Genomic DNA, 19257 nt, shown 5'->3' with positions numbered 1-19257 from the left:
ATATAATATAAAAGGTATAAACAACATAAAGAAATACAATATATGAAAACAATATCAAGATATATAATGACGCTCGCGCTGCTACTCACGGCAGTCGGCGGAGCGTGGGCCGACGAGACGCTGCTCTTAACGATTGAGAGCAAAGATAACACGTCCTTCCTGAGCGGGAGCAAGACCTTCGACGACAAGGTCACCGTCACCTTTAGTAACTGGGTTTCCAACGACGGCGACGACAATGGATGGTATGCTGATGAATCGCTGCTGACCGTGGCTGGCACCAATGGCTACACCATCACCAGTTGCAAGTTCTACACCAATAGCGACGACGCAAAGACTGGCTACACCGTTGAGGGAGAGAGCCCCTCGGTCTATCTCTATGCAGGGTTTGTCTTCACCGATGCTACCCAATCAGTGTATATAGGCGGTCCAGGCATAAAGAAGATTGAGGTCTACACCGCCGCCTCTTCCGCCTCCGACCCCAAGGTCGATTGGGACGCTGCCAAGAAGACCGGCACCTTCAAGATGCCCGGCAGCGACGTGGTGCTGACTCCCATCTACGCCAAGGCAGCCGCATTCGCCACCACGGGCACCGATCCCGAAGTGAAGACGCTGCTGCCCGAAGCCGCTGAAGGCGTCATCGCCGGCACCGACGCATCGCTCATCGCCGAGGGCACCGGCATCGTGGCCTTCGCCGCAGCGAGCACCGAGGTCACGCAGGGCACGCTGATGTACGCCATCGGCACCTCAGCCACCCAGGCCCCCGCACTCACCGCCTTCAGCGCCACAGTGCCCACAGCCAAGAACGTCGCTGACGACGGAGCAACCCTCTACGTATGGTACTACATCCAGGGCGCCGACACCCCCGACGGCCAGCAAGCCACCGAGGACAACACCTTCAACGACTCTGAGCCCGCCTGCCTCACCGTCACCGTGCTCACCAACAAGTTCGACATCCAGTTCAACGCTGCTAACGCCAACACCATCGAGGCCGGCAAGGCCACCGTTACTGTAGGTGGCACAGCCGCCACCGTCACCGAGGGCAAGCTCGAGGGCGTGAAGATGGGCACCGAGGTGAAGCTCAAAGCCAAGGATGGCTATAAGTTCCGCAAGGTGGAGGTGAAGAAGAGCGACGGCTCAAAGCGCTTAGACGAGTCAACCGTCGGCATGATTGTATGCACTAACGGCAAGGCATACCCCGTCAACATGAAGGACAACCTGCCAAGTGGCGTGACCGCAGTCGGCATTGTAGCCTATAAGAACGGCAAGAACGGCCTGGTCATGGCACTGACCGACGAAGCCACCAACATGAACTGGGATACTGCCACTGGCAACAACGGAGCAAAAGCCCACACGCCTGCCGTCGAGGGCTATTCATGGAAAGTGCCAACCTTAGGTGAATGGCAGTACAATATATTCACGGGCGCTGGCATAGGTAACTTAGCAGGCCTGAGCACGTATATGACCGCTGCGGGAGGCACTGGTTTGCAGAATGGCTGCTACTGGACATCTACGCCCAAGAATAATAGCTATTATGCGTGTTGCATAAAAATTGAAAATGGAAGTATTACCTTCAGTCCTGGCGGCAATACTGAATTAAAGACCAATGGCTACCATGTCCGCGCCGTCTTCGCTTTTTAACCCCTCTCGCGCGTATATAATATAAAAGGTATAAACAACATAAAGAAATACAATATATGAAAACAATATCAAGATATATAATGACGCTCGCACTGCTACTCACGGCAGTCGGCGGAGCGTGGGCGCAGACACCTACAATCTACTTCCAACAGGACTACGCAACGGAAACTGTTGATTGGAGCACGGCTACTGGTGGACGGTTCACACCTATCGTTGAGAACGGTTATCTCACAGTTAACCAGAATCAACGTAACAACAATGGTACTACCCTTACTAGTACTGCGACACAAGGAAAAGTAGATGCCGGTAAGGACTTCACGATGACTTTCAATGTAAAGCTTGGAGCTTCTACTAACCAGTCTGCTACAGCTTTCAACATCTACGATGCTGCAAACTCTGCTCCAATCCTCTCTTTTGCTGAAGGTTCGGCAGGTGCTACAGCATGGAAAATCAATGGTGGCACTCAGACTGCTACGGTATCAGCCGGTGGCGGAAAGTCCCTAGATGAACTCAGTTGGATTTTCGTTCAGGTAACATATATCGCAGGCGAGAATGCTAAGACTTATCTTACTCTGAAGGATGAACAGAACAACATTATCGACGGATTCGACAAAACGGAAATCCCAACGCTTTCTGTGGCAGGCGGTCTTGGCAAGATGACCTTCGTAACATCCCGTTACGCCGCTAACTTTGCTATCGACAATGTCCTCGTTAGCGAGGTTGTGGACGACGCCCAGCCGGAAGTGCCCACCATCGAGGTAACCACCGACGCGGCAAGTGCCCAGGACCTCTTCACTGAGGCAAAGTTCACCATGCCCCCCTTCGACGCAACGGTGAACTACATGCTGGTGCGCGACATGCAGGACGAGACGAATCCCGTCATCTTCAGCGGACTGCCCAGCTCTGGCAACATCGTCGTGAAGAAGGGCGACAACGGCAAGTATCAGCCCGCCGAGGCACTCACCATCCAGCTCATCGACCCCCTGGCCGCTGCTGAAGCTCAGAACATCATCGCTGCCGACGGCATCACCGTCAAGGTGCTCGTGGGCGCAGTGAACGGACAGGGCGCCATCGACTTCGACCAGGAAAACCCCATCACCTTCGAAGCCTTCCTTGCCGACATGAAGCCCGGCTACTACTGGATTAAGGCCGAGTCCACCGACGAGAACAGCCCCTACGACGGCACGGTTTACAGCAGCCAGTTCACCGTCGTGGAGAAGTACGACCTCACCGTGAAGCCCGCCAACGACTTCTCGAAGGGCAAGGTTGAGAGTGTCACCGTAGGCAGCGGGTCCGTCACCATCGACGCCAACGGCAAAGCAAGCAAGACCGGCATCGACCCCGAAACCGAGGTGAAGATCAAAGCCAAGCGCGGCTACGTCATCGACAAGGTAGAGGCGAAGAAGAAGGGCCCGGCTGAAGGCCATGCACTCACATCAGCTAAGTTTGGCGAAATAGTAGGCAGCGACGGTAAGACATACGCCGCCGACGACAAGGACAACCTGCCCAAGGGCGTGACCGCCGTGGCCAAGGTCTGCTACGTCGATGGCAATGGCCACGGCCTGGCACTGGCGCTGGCCGACGAGGCGGGCGAGATGAACTGGAGCACGGCACAGACTACCTGCGCCGCCCACACGCCGGCCATCACCGGCGGCACGTGGAAGCTGGCCACCAAGGATGAGTGGAGCAACATGATTACCGCTGCCGGCAGCCACACCGCCCTGCGCGACGGCTTCAGCAGCGTCGGCGGAACGAATATGCAGTCGGACTTCTACTGGTCGTCTACGCCGATTTCCTACGGCGCGTGGTACTACACCTTCGACGGCGGCAAATGGACCAACGGCGGTAAGGGCGCCACCCAATATGTCCGCGCCTGCCTCGCGTTCTAACCCCTCTCGCGCGTATATAATATAAAAGGTATAAACAACATAAAGAAATACAATATATGAAAACAATATCAAGATATATAATGACGCTCGCACTGCTACTCACGGCAGTCGGCGGAGCGTGGGCGCAGACGCAGTGGACCAGCGGCGGCTGCACCGTAACACTTAGCAATGGCACGCTGACCGTCAGCGGCAACGGCGCAATGGCGGACTACACTCAGAGTGACAAACGGCCATGGGACGGCAACAGAAACGACATCACCAGCGTGGTGGTGGAGAGCAGCGTAACATCCGTGGGCAAAAATACCTTCGAGAGTTTCTCCAACCTGACCTCCGTAACCCTGCCCGAAGACTTTACGGCCATCGGCCCTTATGCCTTCTGCAACTGCAGCAGCCTGCAATCAATCACCATCCCCTCGACGGTGACGAGCATCGGCGAAGGTGCCTTCGAAGGCTGCTCAGCCATGACCTCCGTCACCCTGCCCGAAGGTTTGACGGCCATCAACGGTATGACCTTCAGCGACTGCAGCAGCCTGACATCAATCACCATCCCCTCGACGGTGACGAGCATCGGCACTTCTGCCTTCAAAAGCTGTAGCAGCCTGACATCAATCACCATCCCCTCGACGGTGACGAGCATCGGCGATTATGCCTTCATGAAAAGCTCAGCCATATCGGACGTCAATCTCTACGCCAACCCGGACAACCTGACTTGGGGCAATACCAAAATGAGCTTCAAGGAAAACAAGGCCACCCAGTGCCACGTGCTTGCCGAGCACCTGAGCGCCTATCAGAACAACTTCAGCAGCGTCAACGTCACCTTCGTGGGCGACCTGCAGCCGCTGCCTACCCCCATCAAGGTGACCGTCAACGACGACAAGACCGAGGCCACGTTCCAGATGCCGCAGTACGACGTGACCGCTACCTACACCATCAAGCGCGACATATCGGTGGACGTGACCGCACAGGTAGGCGACGGCACCGACGGCGTGCGCTACCGCGTGAAGAAAGACGGCAACAACAAGTTCATCCCCGCCGACATGGAGATGGCTGCCGTGCCCGCACTCTTCACCGTGAACGACGGCATCGAGCAGAAAGCCCTCACACAGACCCAGGACTACATCGTGCAGATCTACGCCATCGACGCTGAGGGACATCCCACCGGCAACCCCATGACCTTCGCCACCTTCACCTTCGAGCCCGGCATCTACGCCGTGAGGGCAGTGGCAGCCGACGGTAGCGACTACGCCGGCGAGACCGACCTCTCCAACACCTTCCAGCTCTTCCAGGGCTATGAGGTAGAAGTGGCCGCCAAGGAGTTCATCACCTACTATAAGGACGAGCCCCTCTACGCCGACACCGAGACATCGGCCGACGCCGTGATCTACACCATCCAGAGCGTCAACGGCGACCAGGCCACACTCAGCGCCGCCATCGAGACCGCGCCCGCCCGCACCCCGCTGCTCATCTTCAACAACAGCGACGAGGCCAAGACCTTCCTGCTGATCCCCGCCAACGCCAAGCCTAACCTGCAGCTCACCGTAGCACCTGAGTTCGTCGGCACCTTAGAGGCCACGACCATCGCCGCCTCGACCGACGACCAGACCAACTATGCCCTCAACGGCAAGGCCTTCGTCTTCGTGAAGAACGACCTCCCCGTCGCCGCCAACAAGGCTTGGCTGAGCATCAACACTGGCGTGCCCAGCGCACGAATCACGATTGTCTTCGAGGATGCAACGAAGATTGCGAACACGAATATCACGAATATCACGAATGGCGAGTGGTACACCATCGATGGCCGCAAGGTTAATGCTCCTAGCAAGAAGGGCATCTACATCATGAACGGCAAAAAAGTCGTGGTGAAGTGAGAGTGAATAAGAAACGAAGGATATGTTTAAGAAACTAATTGCCGTAATAAGCGTAATTTATTCATAATGGCCATAATAAAAAATTATAATATTAATTATGGAACAATTATGTTAATTACGGGAATTAGTTTCCAAATAAAAACAAAGCCTTCGTTTCAGAAGAAAAAAGAACATAAAACTATAAGATATATGAAAAGAAAATTATTTTCATTGCTCGTGCTGCTCATGGCAGCAGTGACGGGCGCGTGGGCGGATATCATTCCGACCTACGACCTCACCGTGGGCACCAACGACCACAGTACCATGAAGTTCTATGTGGGCCAGGATGAGGTGACAAAGGCCAAGGAAGGCGAGACCGTGACCATCGTGGTGACGCCTGATGACGGCTGGTCAATCGGTAATGTTACTGGTCAGTGGATTGCCGCCATGGCAAAGGCTCCCCGCCGTACAGCCGGCATCGGCCTGCTGCAGGATGTGGACGTGACATTTGTTTCTGAGGACGCACAGACCGGCGCACATACCTACACCTTCGTGATGCAGCGCGCCAAGGCAGAGTTCAGCGTGGTGTACAAGAAGCATCTGGACCATCCGGACATCACCATCTCCAACATCCTGCCCGTGACCTACAACGCACAGGCACATACACCTTCCTTCACCGTGAAGGACGGCAGCAAGGTGCTGGTACTGGGCACGGACTATACCGTGACCTACTCTGACAATGTGATGGCCTGCGACAAGGATGCTGCGGAGAACGCTCCTACCGTGACCATCAAGGCCGTGGAGGGACATGATTTCTATGTGGGTGAGAACTCCAAGACGTTCACCATCCGCAAGAAGACGCTGGAGGACGGCTTCATGAGCAAGGTGGCCGACCTGACCTACAACGGCAAGGCGCAGGAGCCTGCTCCCACACTGACCTACGACGGCATCACACTGGTGGAGGGCAAGGACTATGTCTTCTCGTATATCAACAACAAGGACGTGGCCAGCACTGCGGATGCCAAGGCTCCTGTGGTAACGGCCAGCGCCGTGAAGAACAGTAACTTCACCGGTGCGGCTACGCAGAAGTTCAATATCAAGAAGGCGCCGCTCACCGTCAAGGCTGCCGACGTGAACATCATCCATGGCAGCGAGGTGCCCGAGTACGAGGTATCCTACGAGGGCTTCGTGGCCGATGAGACAGTGGCCGTGCTGGAAGGCACGCTGGCCGTTGCCTGCGGCTATACCAAGGAGAGTGCCGTGGGCAGCACCTACGACATCACCCCATCGGGTCTTACCGCCAAGAACTACGACATCACCTTCGTTCCCGGCAAGCTCACCGTCCTGGTGGACCAGGCTGCCGTTGACCAGGCTGCTGCCGACGATGCCATGGGTAAGATTACGGCTATCGGCGAGGTGGCTTACACGGAAGCCAGCAAGACGCTGATTGACGCTGCCCGCAATGCCTATAATGCCCTGACGGATGCCCAGAAGGCACTGGTGACCAACCTGGAGACACTGACTACTGCCGAGACGACTTATGCCAACCTGAAGGCCGCTGCAGAGAAGGCTGCTGCCGACAAGGAGGCTGCCGACGCTGTCATTGGTAAGATATCGGCTATCGGTGAGGTGGCTTACACCACTGAGAGCAAAGCTCTGATAGACGCTGCCCGTAACGCATATAGTGAACTGACCGAGGATCAGAAGGCTCTGGTTAACAACTATGAGGTGCTGACCACTGCTGAGACAACCTATGCCAACCTGAAGGCTGCTGCTGAGAAGGCCGCTGCCGACCAGCTGGCTGCCGGTGAAGTCATCGACAAGATTATCGCTATCGGCGAGGTGGTTTACACCGAGGACTGCAAGGCGCTGATTGAGGCCGCCCGCAATGCCTATGATGCGCTGACTGCCGACCAGAAGGCACTGGTGACGAATATCGAGGTGCTGACCGTTGCCGAGAGGACCTATGCCAACCTGAAGGCTGCCGCTGAGAAGTCCGCTGCCGACAAGGCTGCTGCTGATGATGTCATCGCGAAGATCAACGCCATCGGCGAGGTGGCCTACACCGAGGCCTGCAAGAACCTGATTGATGCTGCCCGCAATGCCTACACGGCACTGACCGAGGATCAGAAGGCACTGGTGACTAACCTTGAGGTGCTGACCGTTGCCGAGAAGACCTACGAGGAACTTGGTCAGATTGCTACTGGCATCAGCACCATCAAGGCTATTGCCGGTAAGACCATCTACGACATGAATGGCCGCAAGGTCACCGTTCCTAGCAAGAAGGGTATCTACGTTGTGAATGGCAAAAAGGTCGTGATTAAGTGAGAGAAAAAAAACAGAAAAAACACTTTTTGATGTTTGTAGCTCTTAATGAGCTCTAGTGATAAGTGGTATGTCTTTGGCTTTAAGAACAAGTTCTTACGCCAAACTCATACCACTTCTCGCATGTATAAGGGTCGCCTTCGGCTCAAAATTTGAAGAAAATTCTGCTAATGTATTTTGGGGGTCCACAGCGGCTCACTTTCCCATCCATGGGGAAATCCCATTCTCCTTAAGCTAACATTTGGGTAGTCTTTAAACAGTTCCAATAATTGTTGTTTAATGTTACTATTGGGTACTATATTTTGTTCTAGGTATAAAATCGTACAAAGTTGGGCGTATAACTTCATTGGTCTAATGTGACTGGTATCAACCCATGAAAGTGGAAGTCTTGATGGCAACTGAGGCATTGCTGGAAAACGTCTGTTCCATACACGTCCATGGTGAGCACAACAATTACGGAGTACTGTTAGGCTCCGCAGCCAACTCTCCATGTAATCATATTTGGGTAGTCCCATGCTTCTTGCCACTTCCTTTTTTACATTAGTATCTTTCATGTTTGCATACAACTTCGAGAGATTACCAAAAGAAACGACTTCCAAGGTTTTCCATACAGGAGGCATTGAAGGTGAGTCGTATTTTGCAAAATGTTCTTGCAGGAACTCCTCCTTTGAACGGTTAAGTTCGTTCTGTATGTTATCTATACAGGTCTGGAATATAGTTCGATTGGTGAATTTTGAGGCATCCATAAACCAGAATGCTCCATGATCCAAAGAGAAAAAATGAATGATACGTGTACGCAGAGCGACTTCTATGTCTTGAATTGCCGTAAATATAATAGTGCGGAGCTTTTTGTCGAAATTGTAAAGAGAAATAACGTCCTCGAGACGTGTGCCACTGACAAATTGATGATTCGTAGTATCAATCTCAAACAATCTCCAATAACTTGCTAGACGAAAGTAACTGATAGAAGCTAGTTGCTTCAATGCAGTGTCTTCATCATTAACAATGAGACCACGCTGTTTTAGCATAGCAAGTTGAGTGGTAATATCGGTTGGTTGCTTGTTATATCTCATACCTATATAAATAACGAAGTCCCGCCGTGGTACGCATTGTTAGGAGGCGTGGCGGGAACTGTTGCTGCAAAGGTACTCCTTTTTCCTTAAACTGCCAAAAAAAAAGCATAAAAACAGTCGCAAAGGGGGTATTTTACAATGTTCACTGCCTTTATCGCGCATTATATACGCAAAAAATATAAAATCTCCCCCAGCAGAGTCTTCAGCTTCTCTATCTCTACAGTAGCGAGCAGCACCTTGCCGTTGGGATCTATCAAGTAGATAGAGGGAATCCATCTAATGTGATAGGCCTGCGCCATCTTTGACTCTTTCATCTTTTTCAGTTCGGTGACCTGTGGCCATGCGATAGCCTCTTTCTTCAGGTAGTTGTCGAGGGCTTCACGGGTGGTGTCGAAAGATATGCCGAGGAATTGCACTCCTTTCGTATGATATTGGGCATAGAGCTCCTTCATCTGGGGCATGTCTTTTCTGCAGTCAGGACACCAAGAAGCCCAGAAATCCAACACGATGTAATGGCCGCGGTATTTTTCCATTGAGATGGTATTTCCTTCGGCATCGGTCAGTTCTGGTGCCACTGTCCCTACTGTCAACAGGTCGCGGGCATACAGAGAGTCAAGGTCTTGGGCCATCAGCGTGGTGGCGATGCAAGATACAAATAATACGATTGCTAATACTTTCTTCATTGTCTAATCTGTTTTTATGGTGCAAAAATACGAAGAAACGCGTGAAAAGCAAAAGAATAATACTTTTTTCTTGCTATTCATCTGATTTTTTGTATATTTGCAAACGAATATGACTACGCAACTAATTAATAACGAAGGAGAAGCTACGTTGACACTTTGCGGACGACTGGATACTGCTGTCTCATCCCAGGTGAGTAGTGACATCCAACAGTTACTGGATACAGCGGGCACCATCCAGCATCTCACCGTAGATGCTGGTCAGTTGAGCTATATCTCAAGTTCTGGTCTTCGCATCCTGCTGATGCTGGCTAAGCGCTTTAAGCCTTTTAGGATTATCGGTGTGAACCCAGAAGTTTACGATGTGCTGAATATGACTGGTTTCACCAAGATGATGACAGTAGAGCGTGCTCTGCGCCAACTGAGTGTTGAGGGCTGCGAGGTAATCGGTGTAGGTGGTGTGGGAACCGTCTTCCGACTCAACGACGACACCATCATCAAGGTGTTCCGTGAAGGCACGACCATGGACGAGGTTCTCAAGGAGATTACCATGTCGAAAGAAGCCTTTGTCATGGGTATGCCCACTGCTATCTCGTTTGACGTGGTAAAGGTTGGTGAACAATACGGACTGGTGTATGAGTTGTTGCAAGCTCAAACGCTGAGTGCTTGTCTGAAACAGGCACCCGAACGGGTGGATGAACTGGCACGCAAATATGCCGATCTCTTCCGCCAACTGCATGCTATTCAGGTGCCTGCCGATAGCAGTGTGCCTGATGCTTTGGAACACGAGCGCAACCAGGTGATGCATATCCGTCGCTATTTCCCTCAGGAGAAGATAGACATCTTACTGCAAATCCTCGATACAGTTCCCGCCAGCAACCGTCTGTTGCATCTTGACCTTCAGGCCAAGAATGCGATGATTCAAAATGATGAGCTGATGCTGATAGATATGGGCGAGGTGGGCTATGGTCATCCGATACTCGATTTGGCACACTCCTACTCAGCCATGGTTACACTGGTGGGCGACTACGATAAAATCATTGGGATACCGCGCGAACTTGGTACTGAGCTATGGAACCGTGCTATTGACTATTATTTCGAGGGGCTGCCGGCCGATGAGGTTGCTCTGCGTAAGGAGCAGATAAAAGCGCTTTCGTGTGTCAGAAGCTTCAGTTGGCTGGCGCTTAGCGACTCGTTCCCCGAGGCTGTCATCAACGAATGCCGTACGCTCTTCGACGAACGTGTTACGCGTCACCGCGATTATCTCCTTGACATCTGTCAGACACTGAAGGACTGGGAATAAAGAAAGGACCACGGATTGCACGGATTTAACGGATTTCTTTAATCGTGGCTTTAGCCACTATCATCCGTGTTATCAGTGAAATCTGTGGTCCTTAAAATTATTCGTAGTCGAATAGATTACTTCGTCTCAGGAGCCTCACCAATCAACTCCATGAACTCGTCGAGTTTTGGCGTGATGATAATCTGGGTACGGCGGTTGCGCTGCTTGCCCAATTCGGTATCGTTGCTCTGCAAGGGATTGTACTCGCCGCGTCCACCAGCAGTAAGGCGCTTGGGGTCAACACCATACTTATTTTGCAGAGCCTGTACCACACTCGACGCACGCAGACAAGAGAGGTCCCAGTTGTTGCGGATGTTGGTCTTTGAGATGGGCACATTATCCGTGTTACCCTCGATCAGCACATCATAATCTTTGTAGTCGGTGATAATCTTGGCAATCTTCGACAGTGTCTCGGCAGCACGGTCGTTAATCTCGTAAGAGCCACTCTTATAGAGCATATTGTCGGCCAGAGAGATATAGACAACACCTTTCAGCACCTGCACGTCAACCTCTTTCAGTTCCTCCTTAGACAGCGAACGAGTCAGGTTGTTTGAGAGCACCATATTCAGCGAGTCGCTCTTAGACTTCACCTCCACCAGATGGCGGATGTACTGGTTTGACTCGTTAATCTGGTCCACCAGTTTCTCAATAGAGATATTGTTCTGTGAGGCATTGCTCAGACTCTTGTCGAGCGACTCCTGCAGCTTGGCGTACTTCTGCTCTGAGGTCTTCAGTGCCTGCTGCATGCCGCGCAACTGTTCCTCCAGTGAGGTAATACGGGCGTTCTTGCCTGCCAGATCCTCCCTTGTTGACTGGAGGTTGGATGTCAGTGACTTGTTCTCATCGCGACAACTCATCAGTTCCTTTTTGCTGGCACAACTGCTCAGCAGTATGGCAGCCGTAGCTGCAAACAAAAAAACTTTCTTCATACTCTTTCTTTTTTAGTTTATAATTAAAGTAATATTTAGTAGTTAAGGAGTTATGGAGTTAACTCCTGTGTTCCCACAAAAATCGGATGCAAATATACGGAGTTGATATGTAAAACAATCAAAAGTAAAGCGGAATTATGGTATTTTAACCTCGCAGCATTGCTTTTTGCAGATTTTTTTGTACCTTTGTCCCCAAATATAATACGTATTATGGGAAATTTAGTAGCAATCGTAGGACGGCCTAACGTGGGCAAGTCCACACTTTTTAATCGATTGACCAATAGTCGTCAGGCCATCGTGAGCGATGAAGCCGGTACGACGCGCGACCGCCAGTATGGTAAGTGCGAATGGACGGGGCATGAGTTCTCCGTGGTCGATACCGGCGGCTGGGTGGTCAATAGTGACGACATCTTTGAAGAAGAAATCCGCAAACAGGTGATTATAGCTACGGAGGAGGCCGACCTGGTGCTCTTCCTGTGTGATATCAAGAATGGTGTAACCGACTGGGATATGGACGTGGCGCAGATTCTGCGCCGTGCGAAGTTGCCCGTGTTGTTGGTGGCCAACAAGGCCGATGACAACAAGGATACTTACGGACAATATGAGTTCTATAAACTGGGTCTGGGCGATCCCTATTGTATCAGTGCCGCTACCGGTAGTGGTACGGGCGATCTGCTGGATAAGATCCTGGAATTGTTGCCTAAAAAGGAGAAGGACGACTTGGAAGATGGTATCCCCCGCTTTGCTGTGGTGGGACGTCCTAATGCTGGCAAGTCGAGCCTGATTAATGCTTTCATTGGTGAGGATCGTAACATCGTGACCGATATCGCCGGTACCACACGCGACAGTATTTACACCCGTTATGATAAGTTCGGCTTCGACTTCTATCTGGTTGACACCGCCGGCATACGCCGTAAGAACAAGGTCTCTGAGGACCTGGAGTTCTATAGCGTGATGCGCTCTATCCGTGCCATTGAGAATAGTGATGTGTGTGTGCTGATGATTGATGCCACCCGTGGTATCGAGGCGCAGGACATGAATATCTTCCAGCTGATACAGAAGAACAACAAGTCGCTGGTGGTTGTGGTGAATAAATGGGACCTCGTAGAGGATAAGTCGCAGATTGTTATCAAGACCTTCGAAGAGGCTATCCGCAAACGTATGGCTCCCTTCGTGGACTTCCCCATTATCTTCGCCTCAGCACTGACCAAGCAACGTATCTTCAAGGTACTCGAGACGGCTAAGGAGGTTTATCTGAACCGTAAGGCCCGTATTGGTACCAATAAGCTCAATGAGGTGATGCTGCCTATCATTGAGGCCACACCACCCCCCTCTATCAAGGGAAAGTATATCAAGATTAAGTATGTATCGCAAGTGCCCGACACGCAGATTCCTACCTTCGTGTTCTATGCCAACCTGCCTCAATACATCAAAGAGCCGTATCGTCGTTTTCTGGAGAACCAGATTCGTCAGCACTGGACGCTGACCGGTTCACCCATCAACGTGTTTATCCGCCAGAAGTGATGATGAGGAGGATTGTGGTGATGGGGCTGATGGGCTTGATGGGGCTAATGGGCTTCATCAGCTGTGGTGAGGCCTCGCGCGAGGACAAGGCAAAAGAGGCAGCACGGGAATACTATGCTGCCCTGCTCGAAGGCGACTATCAGGCATTCCTTAACGGACGTGCCCACATGGATAGTATCCCCGACAGTTTTCGCGAGCAGTTGCTTACAGCATTCAAACAGTTCATGCGTCAGCAGGAGGAGGCACACCAGGGGGTGGTGAGTTTCGTACCCACGCGTGCGGAGGACGACTCCCTGCTACAGGTGATGCAGGTCTTCATGATGGTCAACTACGGCGACAGCACACGCGAGGAGATTGTGGTGCCGATGGTGGAGTATCAGGGAAAATGGATGATGAAGTAAAGAAAAAAGCAGCAAAAACATCGGCTTTTTGCTGCTTTTTTCCACTATATAAAAGAGGGGCGTTTCAGAAACCATAGGTTAAGGAATCGGGAAATAGGGACTTTGAGGTCCTAAACCATAGGTTTACGATGCGTAAACCTATGAGTTACGACCCCTAAGTCTATGAGATAGGACCTCAAAATCAGTGAGTTTCAAAGGCACAAAAATAGCCTTCACCATATCTGCTTAATAATCAACAATTTGCAGAAAAGGTGAAGGCTAAATAAAAAAGTTATTTCTAACCTAAATTATTCATGGATTTTCTTCTTTGTCTTTTATTTCTTGACCGCCAACGGAGCGGGACCGTCGAGCGTAGGTATGACGGGAATGATACGTCCCTGCTTGTCGAACGTCATACGGTCTATACATACCTCGCGGTGGATGCCTGGCTCGTGATGAACGAAGTTCTTGTTGATGCGGTGATAGACGATGTACCACTCGTCCTTACCAGGAATCTGAAGCACAGAGTTGTGGGCCGTGCCATAAATTTTGTCCTCGGGTTTCTGCTTGATAACCATATAATTGTTCTCGTCGATGGTGATAGGACCGAGGGGCGACTTCGCCGTGCCGTAGCATACGTGATAGTTGGGAGAACCGGTATCGTCAACACTCCACATGAAGTAATAGGTGCCCTTGCGATAGAACACATAAGCACCCTCTCGGAAAGCCCATGTCTGCAGGTTGCCCCCCTTCGGTGTCAGATGTGTGATGGTCTCCTTCTTCACAGAAAGCATATCGGCATTGAGTTCGGCACCAGCCATGAAGCCATTACCCCAGTAGAGATAGCATTTGCCCGTCTTTGGATCCTGGAACACATCCACATCGATAGCCTGTCCGCCACGTGCCTCCTTGGGACGGTCGGCATCGGTGATGATAGGCGCACCACTGTCCACGAAAGGACCGGTGGGACTGTCGCTCACGGCCACACCAATCTCCTTACGGTTGCTCTTGGGGTTATGGGCCGAGAAATAGAAGAAATACTTGTATGCCTTGCCCACCTTCTTCTCGATGATGCAAGGAGCCCAGGCATTACCGGTAGCCCATTTCACCTGATCACCCTTCACGTCGAGCATCTTGCCTTCGTCTTTCCAGTCAATGAGATTAGTGGAAGAGAACACGCTAAAGTCGTGACCGCCCCAGCCAGGAGTGCCGTCGGTGGTGCTATAGATATAGTATTTCTTAGTCTTATTGGAATAGAGCACCTCTGGGTCGGCATGGAAACCAGAGAGGATAGGCTGCTTATGATTGGGGAAAGCCTTCAAGAGGCGCTCCTTCTCAGCACGGGTAATAGGGATGATAGTGCCGTGACGAGGGGTGAACTTACCTCGCATCTCAGTGTTCTGCACAAACTGGAACGTCTTCAGGTCTTCCGACTTACAGAACTGATAGTGACCATTGCCGTAGCAGTCGTACATGATAATCCATGACTTACCGTCGATAGCCTTACACACGCCAACACCCTCGACAGACTCCTTTGTCTGCTCCACATTACCACCAATCATCTGCCACTTATCGGTGAGTTCCTTGGCCACAGCCTGGTAGATACCCCTACCCGCCTCCTGCTTATAGAAGAGGTGGTACATCTGGTCGGCCTCATTATAGACAATGTCGCCATCGATAGTAGCACAACCGGCATCAAAGAGCCATTTTGGCTCGCCTTCCAAATCAGTGAAATCGTCGTTGACATACTGATAGTATATCTTGTCGTAAGCACCACGGTCGCTTGAGGCCAGGGAATAGAACACCATATACTTACCCGCCTTGCGGTCGTAGATAGTCTCGGGTGCCCACACACGGTTCACGTTCTTCCAGGTCTTGGTATAGCGAGTGGGGAAATTGATGGCAGTATGCTGCCAATTGATCAAATCGGTGCTCTTCAGCAGCACCATACCACGGTTGCTGCTCCAACCCAGGCTTGACTTCATATCGGTGGCCACCATATAGAAGGTCTTGCCATCCTCACAGCGCAAGATATGCGGGTCGCGCACACACTGTGTCAGGGCGATGGTGTCACTGGAAATAACGGGCATGCCGTCATTAATCGGTGTGTAGTTATAGCCATCCTCACTCAGGGCATAGCATATCTGCTCGTCCTTGGGGTCATTACTATTAAAATAAGTAAAGAGGTAAGCCACCATCTCGTTGGGATCCGTAGGCTGTGGGGCCACTTGTTTCTTTTTAGCGAAGGTAGCACTGGCGCTAACGGCTATCAGCACAGCAGTTAGCAAGGTCTTAGTCATCATCTTCATTTTATTGTATTAATTAGTTATGTTGTTTACTGAACACTATTATTTGGTACAAAGGTACAACATTTATTTGAATCCGTGGCTAATAATTTTGGAAAAAAACATTAAAACATAAAGAATCGCAAGCGATTCAGGAGGTTGGGGTCGCTACGCTCAAAATTGTAAAAAAATTAATTTGGAAAATTATAGGGACCTAAAGGTCCTGAAATGGATGGAGTGTCCTTCGGATAGCGCTCGGCGACGAAGGAGACGCTTGCTACCAAAGGGACGCAAGAAATCGAACAAATCTTTCCAAATCAAACAAAAAATATATTTGAACTTTAATTGCCATTAATTTAACCATTAATTGTCATTAATTGCTTCGCTGTATCTTTCAACTACTCCAATTGCCTAGCGTAATATAAATAATTAATGAAAAATTCTTTTAGTCGGCTAAGGCCTTTGTAAAAGCGGCAGAGCCGAGCGAATGTTCCAATTACATGATAATTATATGTTCAAGAAAAAAAGATTTGATAGATTTTGAATAGATTTGTTAGATTTCTGCGCGTCAGCGCACTCCCTTAATTTCGGGACCTTTAGGTCCTTATAATTTTTATTATAGATTTTCTTTAAATTTTGAGCCGAAGGCGACCACCCAATACAATACTTGGCTTGTCCAAGGATTATATGTTTTTGTCTTCAGACAAATAACTGCTGGTGACAAAAAAAAAGTCCGCTGCAACTCTCTCGAGCAACAGCGGAACAAGCCTATGTTTAACTAAAAATCCTTTTTCTAAAAAGAAATTTTCAGTCCACAAGGACTAAAAATTTGAAAGTTTAAATGGGAGCTTCACAGCGACCACCTGTTATCCTACAGTTGAAAACTTTCTTTTTTACCAATAACTAAAAACCTAAAACTATAAATATTACTACTAACCTAAAACAATCTATTAACCTTTTGACGATGCAAAGGTACGACGATTTTCCGAACTACGCAATACTTTTTGCAGAATAAGTGTATAAAAACCCATTGTTCTTGACCTAAATCAACGCTTTGTGTGCGCAAACATAGCAAAATTCCCTTTTTTCTTTTGCATTTCACTCGTTTATTCGTACCTTTAACATCGTTGAAGGTACTTTCACTCGGAAATGAAAAGAAAAATAGACTTTTCTTTTGCATTTCACTCGTTTATTCGTACCTTTGTCCGTGCAATGAAAGTATTGATAGTAAATACAAGCGAACAGACGGGTGGCGCAGCCGTTGCAGCCAACCGTCTGATGGATGCGCTGAACAACCATGGCGTAAAGGCCAAGATGCTGGTACGCGACAAGCAAACAGGTGATATCTGCGTGGCAGGCCTGGAAGGAACAATTGGCAAGAAATGGCATTTCCTGTGGGAACGACTGGTGATTTTCCTTCACCTACACTTCAAGCGCGACCACCTCTTTGAACTGGATATCGCTAATAGTGGTACGGACATCACGAAACTACGTGAGTTTAAGGAAGCCGACATCATTCACCTGCATTGGATCAATCAGGGCATGTTGTCGCTGAAGGGCATCCGCAGGATTCTGCGTTCGGGCAAACCCGTGGTATGGACCATGCACGACATCTGGCCCGCAACGGGTATCTGTCATCTAACATTAGGCTGCACCGCTTTCCGCCAGTCATGCTGTCATTGCAAATATCTGCCTGGCAGCGGTTCTGACAACGACCTCGCGGCAAAGGTATGGCGCCGCAAGCGTCAGATGCTCAGTGAGGGGAATATCTCCTTTGTTGCCTGCAGCAAATGGTTGGAACAGGAAGCCAAAAGTAGTGGTCTGCTGCAAGGGCAGACCATCACCAGTATTCCCAACCCCATAGAAACCCGTATATTCTGTCCTGGCGACAAGGCAAAAGCCCGCATGGATGAACAGTTGCCTGCCGACAAGCGACTGATTCTCTTTGTATGTCAGCGCGTGACGAATCCTAATAAAGGGATGTCGTACCTGATAGAAGCCTGCAGGCAGTTGGCCGCGCAGCATCCGGAGATGAAGGAACAGACGGGGGTAGTGATCCTGGGCGGCCATGCCGAGGAGGTAGCCGACCAGTTGCCCTTCGCTGCCTACCCCTTAGGCTACGTGTCGGACCCGCAGCGCATGGCGACAATCTATAGGGCTGCCGACGTATTCGTATTGCCGTCGCTCAGCGAGAACCTGCCCAACACGATTATGGAGGCGATGGCCTGCGGCGTGCCCTGCATCGGTTTCCGTGTAGGCGGCATCCCCGAGGAGATTGACCATCAGAAGAATGGTTATGTAGCCGAGTATAAGTCGGCTACCGACTTAGCCCGTGGCATCAACTGGATACTGCATCAGGCCGACTATCAGGCACTGTCTGATGCCGCCATCGCCAAGGTGCGCCACCACTACACAGGGCAGCAGGTGGCCATGCAATATACCGAGGTCTATCAGCAGGCTTTGGCACAAAAACACTTCATGTTATGATTCGATTTACAGTCATCACGATAACCTATAACGCAGAACAGGTGTTGGAACGTACGCTGCAGAGTGTGCTGCACCAGACCTACGAAGGCGTGGAACACTTGATTATCGACGGTGCCTCAAAGGATGGCACGCTGGCTATGGCTGAAGCCTACAAACAACAGTCGGATGCCTCGGACAGCGGACATAAGGTGATTATCAAGTCGGAGCCCGACCACGGTATCTATGACGCCATGAACAAAGGACTGACACAGGCCTATGGCGACTACGTGGTCTATCTGAATGCCGGCGATTTCTTTCCACAGAATGATACACTGGAACAGATAGTGCACCGCTGCAAACTGACGGAGTATCCCTCGGAAGCACTGCCGGGTGTGCTCTATGGCAATACGGACATCGTGGATAACGAGGGACGATTCCTGCATCCCCGCCGTCTGCAACCGCCGGCAAAACTGACATGGCGCTCATTCCGTCAGGGCATGCTGGTATGTCATCAGGCATTCTATGCCCGACTGGATATCGCGAAGAACCTGACGTACGACACGCGTTACCGTTTTTCGGCCGATGTGGACTGGTGTATCCGCGTGATGCGCGAGTCGGAACGCATGGGCTTACCTCTATATAATATAAATATGGTGGTGGCCAACTATACCGAGGAGGGAGCAACAACCAAGAATCACCGTGCCTCGCTGAAGGAACGCTTCGACGTGATGCGACGCCATTACGGATTGCTGACGACGGTGGCGATGCATATCTGGTTCTTATTTAGGAGTTAAGGAGTTAAAGGAGTTAAAGGAGTTCTTTTAGTCGGTCTGCGACCTTTGTAAAAGCGTCGCAAGCGCCGAGCGAAGACGATAGATAATA

At 50.7% G+C, this 19257-nt stretch carries 13 protein-coding genes; 9 read left to right on the top strand and 4 right to left on the bottom strand.

Features of this window, described 5'->3' with window-relative positions:
- The first annotated feature begins 42 nt into the window (after positions 1-42).
- From L6468_RS02440 to L6468_RS02425, 4 genes are all read left to right on the top strand, one after another.
- The gene (locus L6468_RS02440) at positions 43-1638 is read left to right on the top strand and encodes a DUF1566 domain-containing protein (protein ID WP_237794781.1); all 1596 of its coding nucleotides are present in this window, start codon (positions 43-45) and stop codon (positions 1636-1638) included.
- A 56-nt stretch (positions 1639-1694) separates the two neighbouring features.
- Positions 1695-3527, top strand: a complete 1833-nt coding sequence (locus L6468_RS02435) for an Lcl C-terminal domain-containing protein (protein ID WP_237794779.1) — start codon at positions 1695-1697, stop codon at positions 3525-3527.
- A 56-nt stretch (positions 3528-3583) separates the two neighbouring features.
- Positions 3584-5392, top strand: a complete 1809-nt coding sequence (locus L6468_RS02430; protein WP_237794777.1) for a leucine-rich repeat domain-containing protein — start codon at positions 3584-3586, stop codon at positions 5390-5392.
- Positions 5393-5581: 189 nt separating this feature from the next.
- Positions 5582-7699 (top strand): MBG domain-containing protein, encoded by a 2118-nt coding sequence (locus L6468_RS02425; protein ID WP_237794775.1) that lies wholly within the window; start codon positions 5582-5584, stop codon positions 7697-7699.
- A gap of 164 nt (positions 7700-7863) precedes the next feature.
- Here the strand turns inward: L6468_RS02425 and L6468_RS02420 are convergent, their stop codons facing one another.
- Both L6468_RS02420 and L6468_RS02415 read right to left on the bottom strand, forming a co-directional pair.
- Positions 7864-8769: an Abi family protein gene (locus L6468_RS02420; protein WP_091850807.1), complete on the bottom strand. Its 906-nt coding sequence runs from the start codon at positions 8767-8769 to the stop codon at positions 7864-7866.
- Positions 8770-8930: 161 nt separating this feature from the next.
- Complete coding sequence (locus tag L6468_RS02415; RefSeq protein WP_091850810.1) at positions 8931-9452, bottom strand: TlpA family protein disulfide reductase; 522 nt, start codon at positions 9450-9452, stop codon at positions 8931-8933.
- Between the two features lie 109 nt (positions 9453-9561).
- On the opposite strand from L6468_RS02415, the gene L6468_RS02410 reads away from it, so the two are divergent.
- Positions 9562-10752: a phosphotransferase gene (locus tag L6468_RS02410; RefSeq protein ID WP_237794773.1), complete on the top strand. Its 1191-nt coding sequence runs from the start codon at positions 9562-9564 to the stop codon at positions 10750-10752.
- Positions 10753-10868: 116 nt separating this feature from the next.
- On the opposite strand, the gene L6468_RS02405 is transcribed toward L6468_RS02410, so the two are convergent.
- Positions 10869-11720, bottom strand: a complete 852-nt coding sequence (locus L6468_RS02405; protein ID WP_237794765.1) for an OmpA family protein — start codon at positions 11718-11720, stop codon at positions 10869-10871.
- 210 nt (positions 11721-11930) lie between these two features.
- On the opposite strand from L6468_RS02405, the gene der reads away from it, so the two are divergent.
- Together der and L6468_RS02395 are read left to right on the top strand one after the other, a co-directional pair.
- Positions 11931-13244, top strand: a complete 1314-nt coding sequence (gene der, locus L6468_RS02400) for a ribosome biogenesis GTPase Der (protein WP_091814410.1) — start codon at positions 11931-11933, stop codon at positions 13242-13244.
- A complete protein-coding gene (locus L6468_RS02395; protein WP_237794763.1) occupies positions 13244-13645 on the top strand; it encodes a hypothetical protein in 402 nt (133 codons plus the stop codon). The genes der and L6468_RS02395 overlap by 1 nt, the downstream gene beginning before the upstream one ends.
- Before the next feature lie 314 nt (positions 13646-13959).
- On the opposite strand, the gene L6468_RS02390 is transcribed toward L6468_RS02395, so the two are convergent.
- Entirely contained in the window at positions 13960-15924 is a 1965-nt protein-coding gene (locus L6468_RS02390; protein WP_237796635.1) for a glycoside hydrolase family 43 protein, read from the bottom strand.
- A gap of 1197 nt (positions 15925-17121) precedes the next feature.
- Between L6468_RS02390 and L6468_RS02385 the strand changes: the two genes are divergently transcribed.
- Both L6468_RS02385 and L6468_RS02380 read left to right on the top strand, forming a co-directional pair.
- Entirely contained in the window at positions 17122-18396 is a 1275-nt protein-coding gene (locus tag L6468_RS02385) for a glycosyltransferase family 4 protein (protein WP_237794761.1), read from the top strand.
- Positions 18393-19169 carry a glycosyltransferase family 2 protein gene (locus L6468_RS02380; RefSeq protein WP_237794759.1) on the top strand — a complete coding sequence of 259 codons (777 nt, stop codon included), beginning with the start codon at positions 18393-18395 and terminating at the stop codon, positions 19167-19169. Before L6468_RS02385 ends, L6468_RS02380 begins: the two co-directional genes overlap by 4 nt.
- Positions 19170-19257: the final 88 nt, after the last annotated feature.

Origin of the sequence: Prevotella communis, assembly GCF_022024115.1 — a bacterium.
GTDB lineage: Bacteria > Bacteroidota > Bacteroidia > Bacteroidales > Bacteroidaceae > Prevotella > Prevotella communis.
The sequence above is the reverse complement of the archived record's forward strand: the minus strand, read 5'-3'. Positions and strand labels throughout refer to the sequence as shown.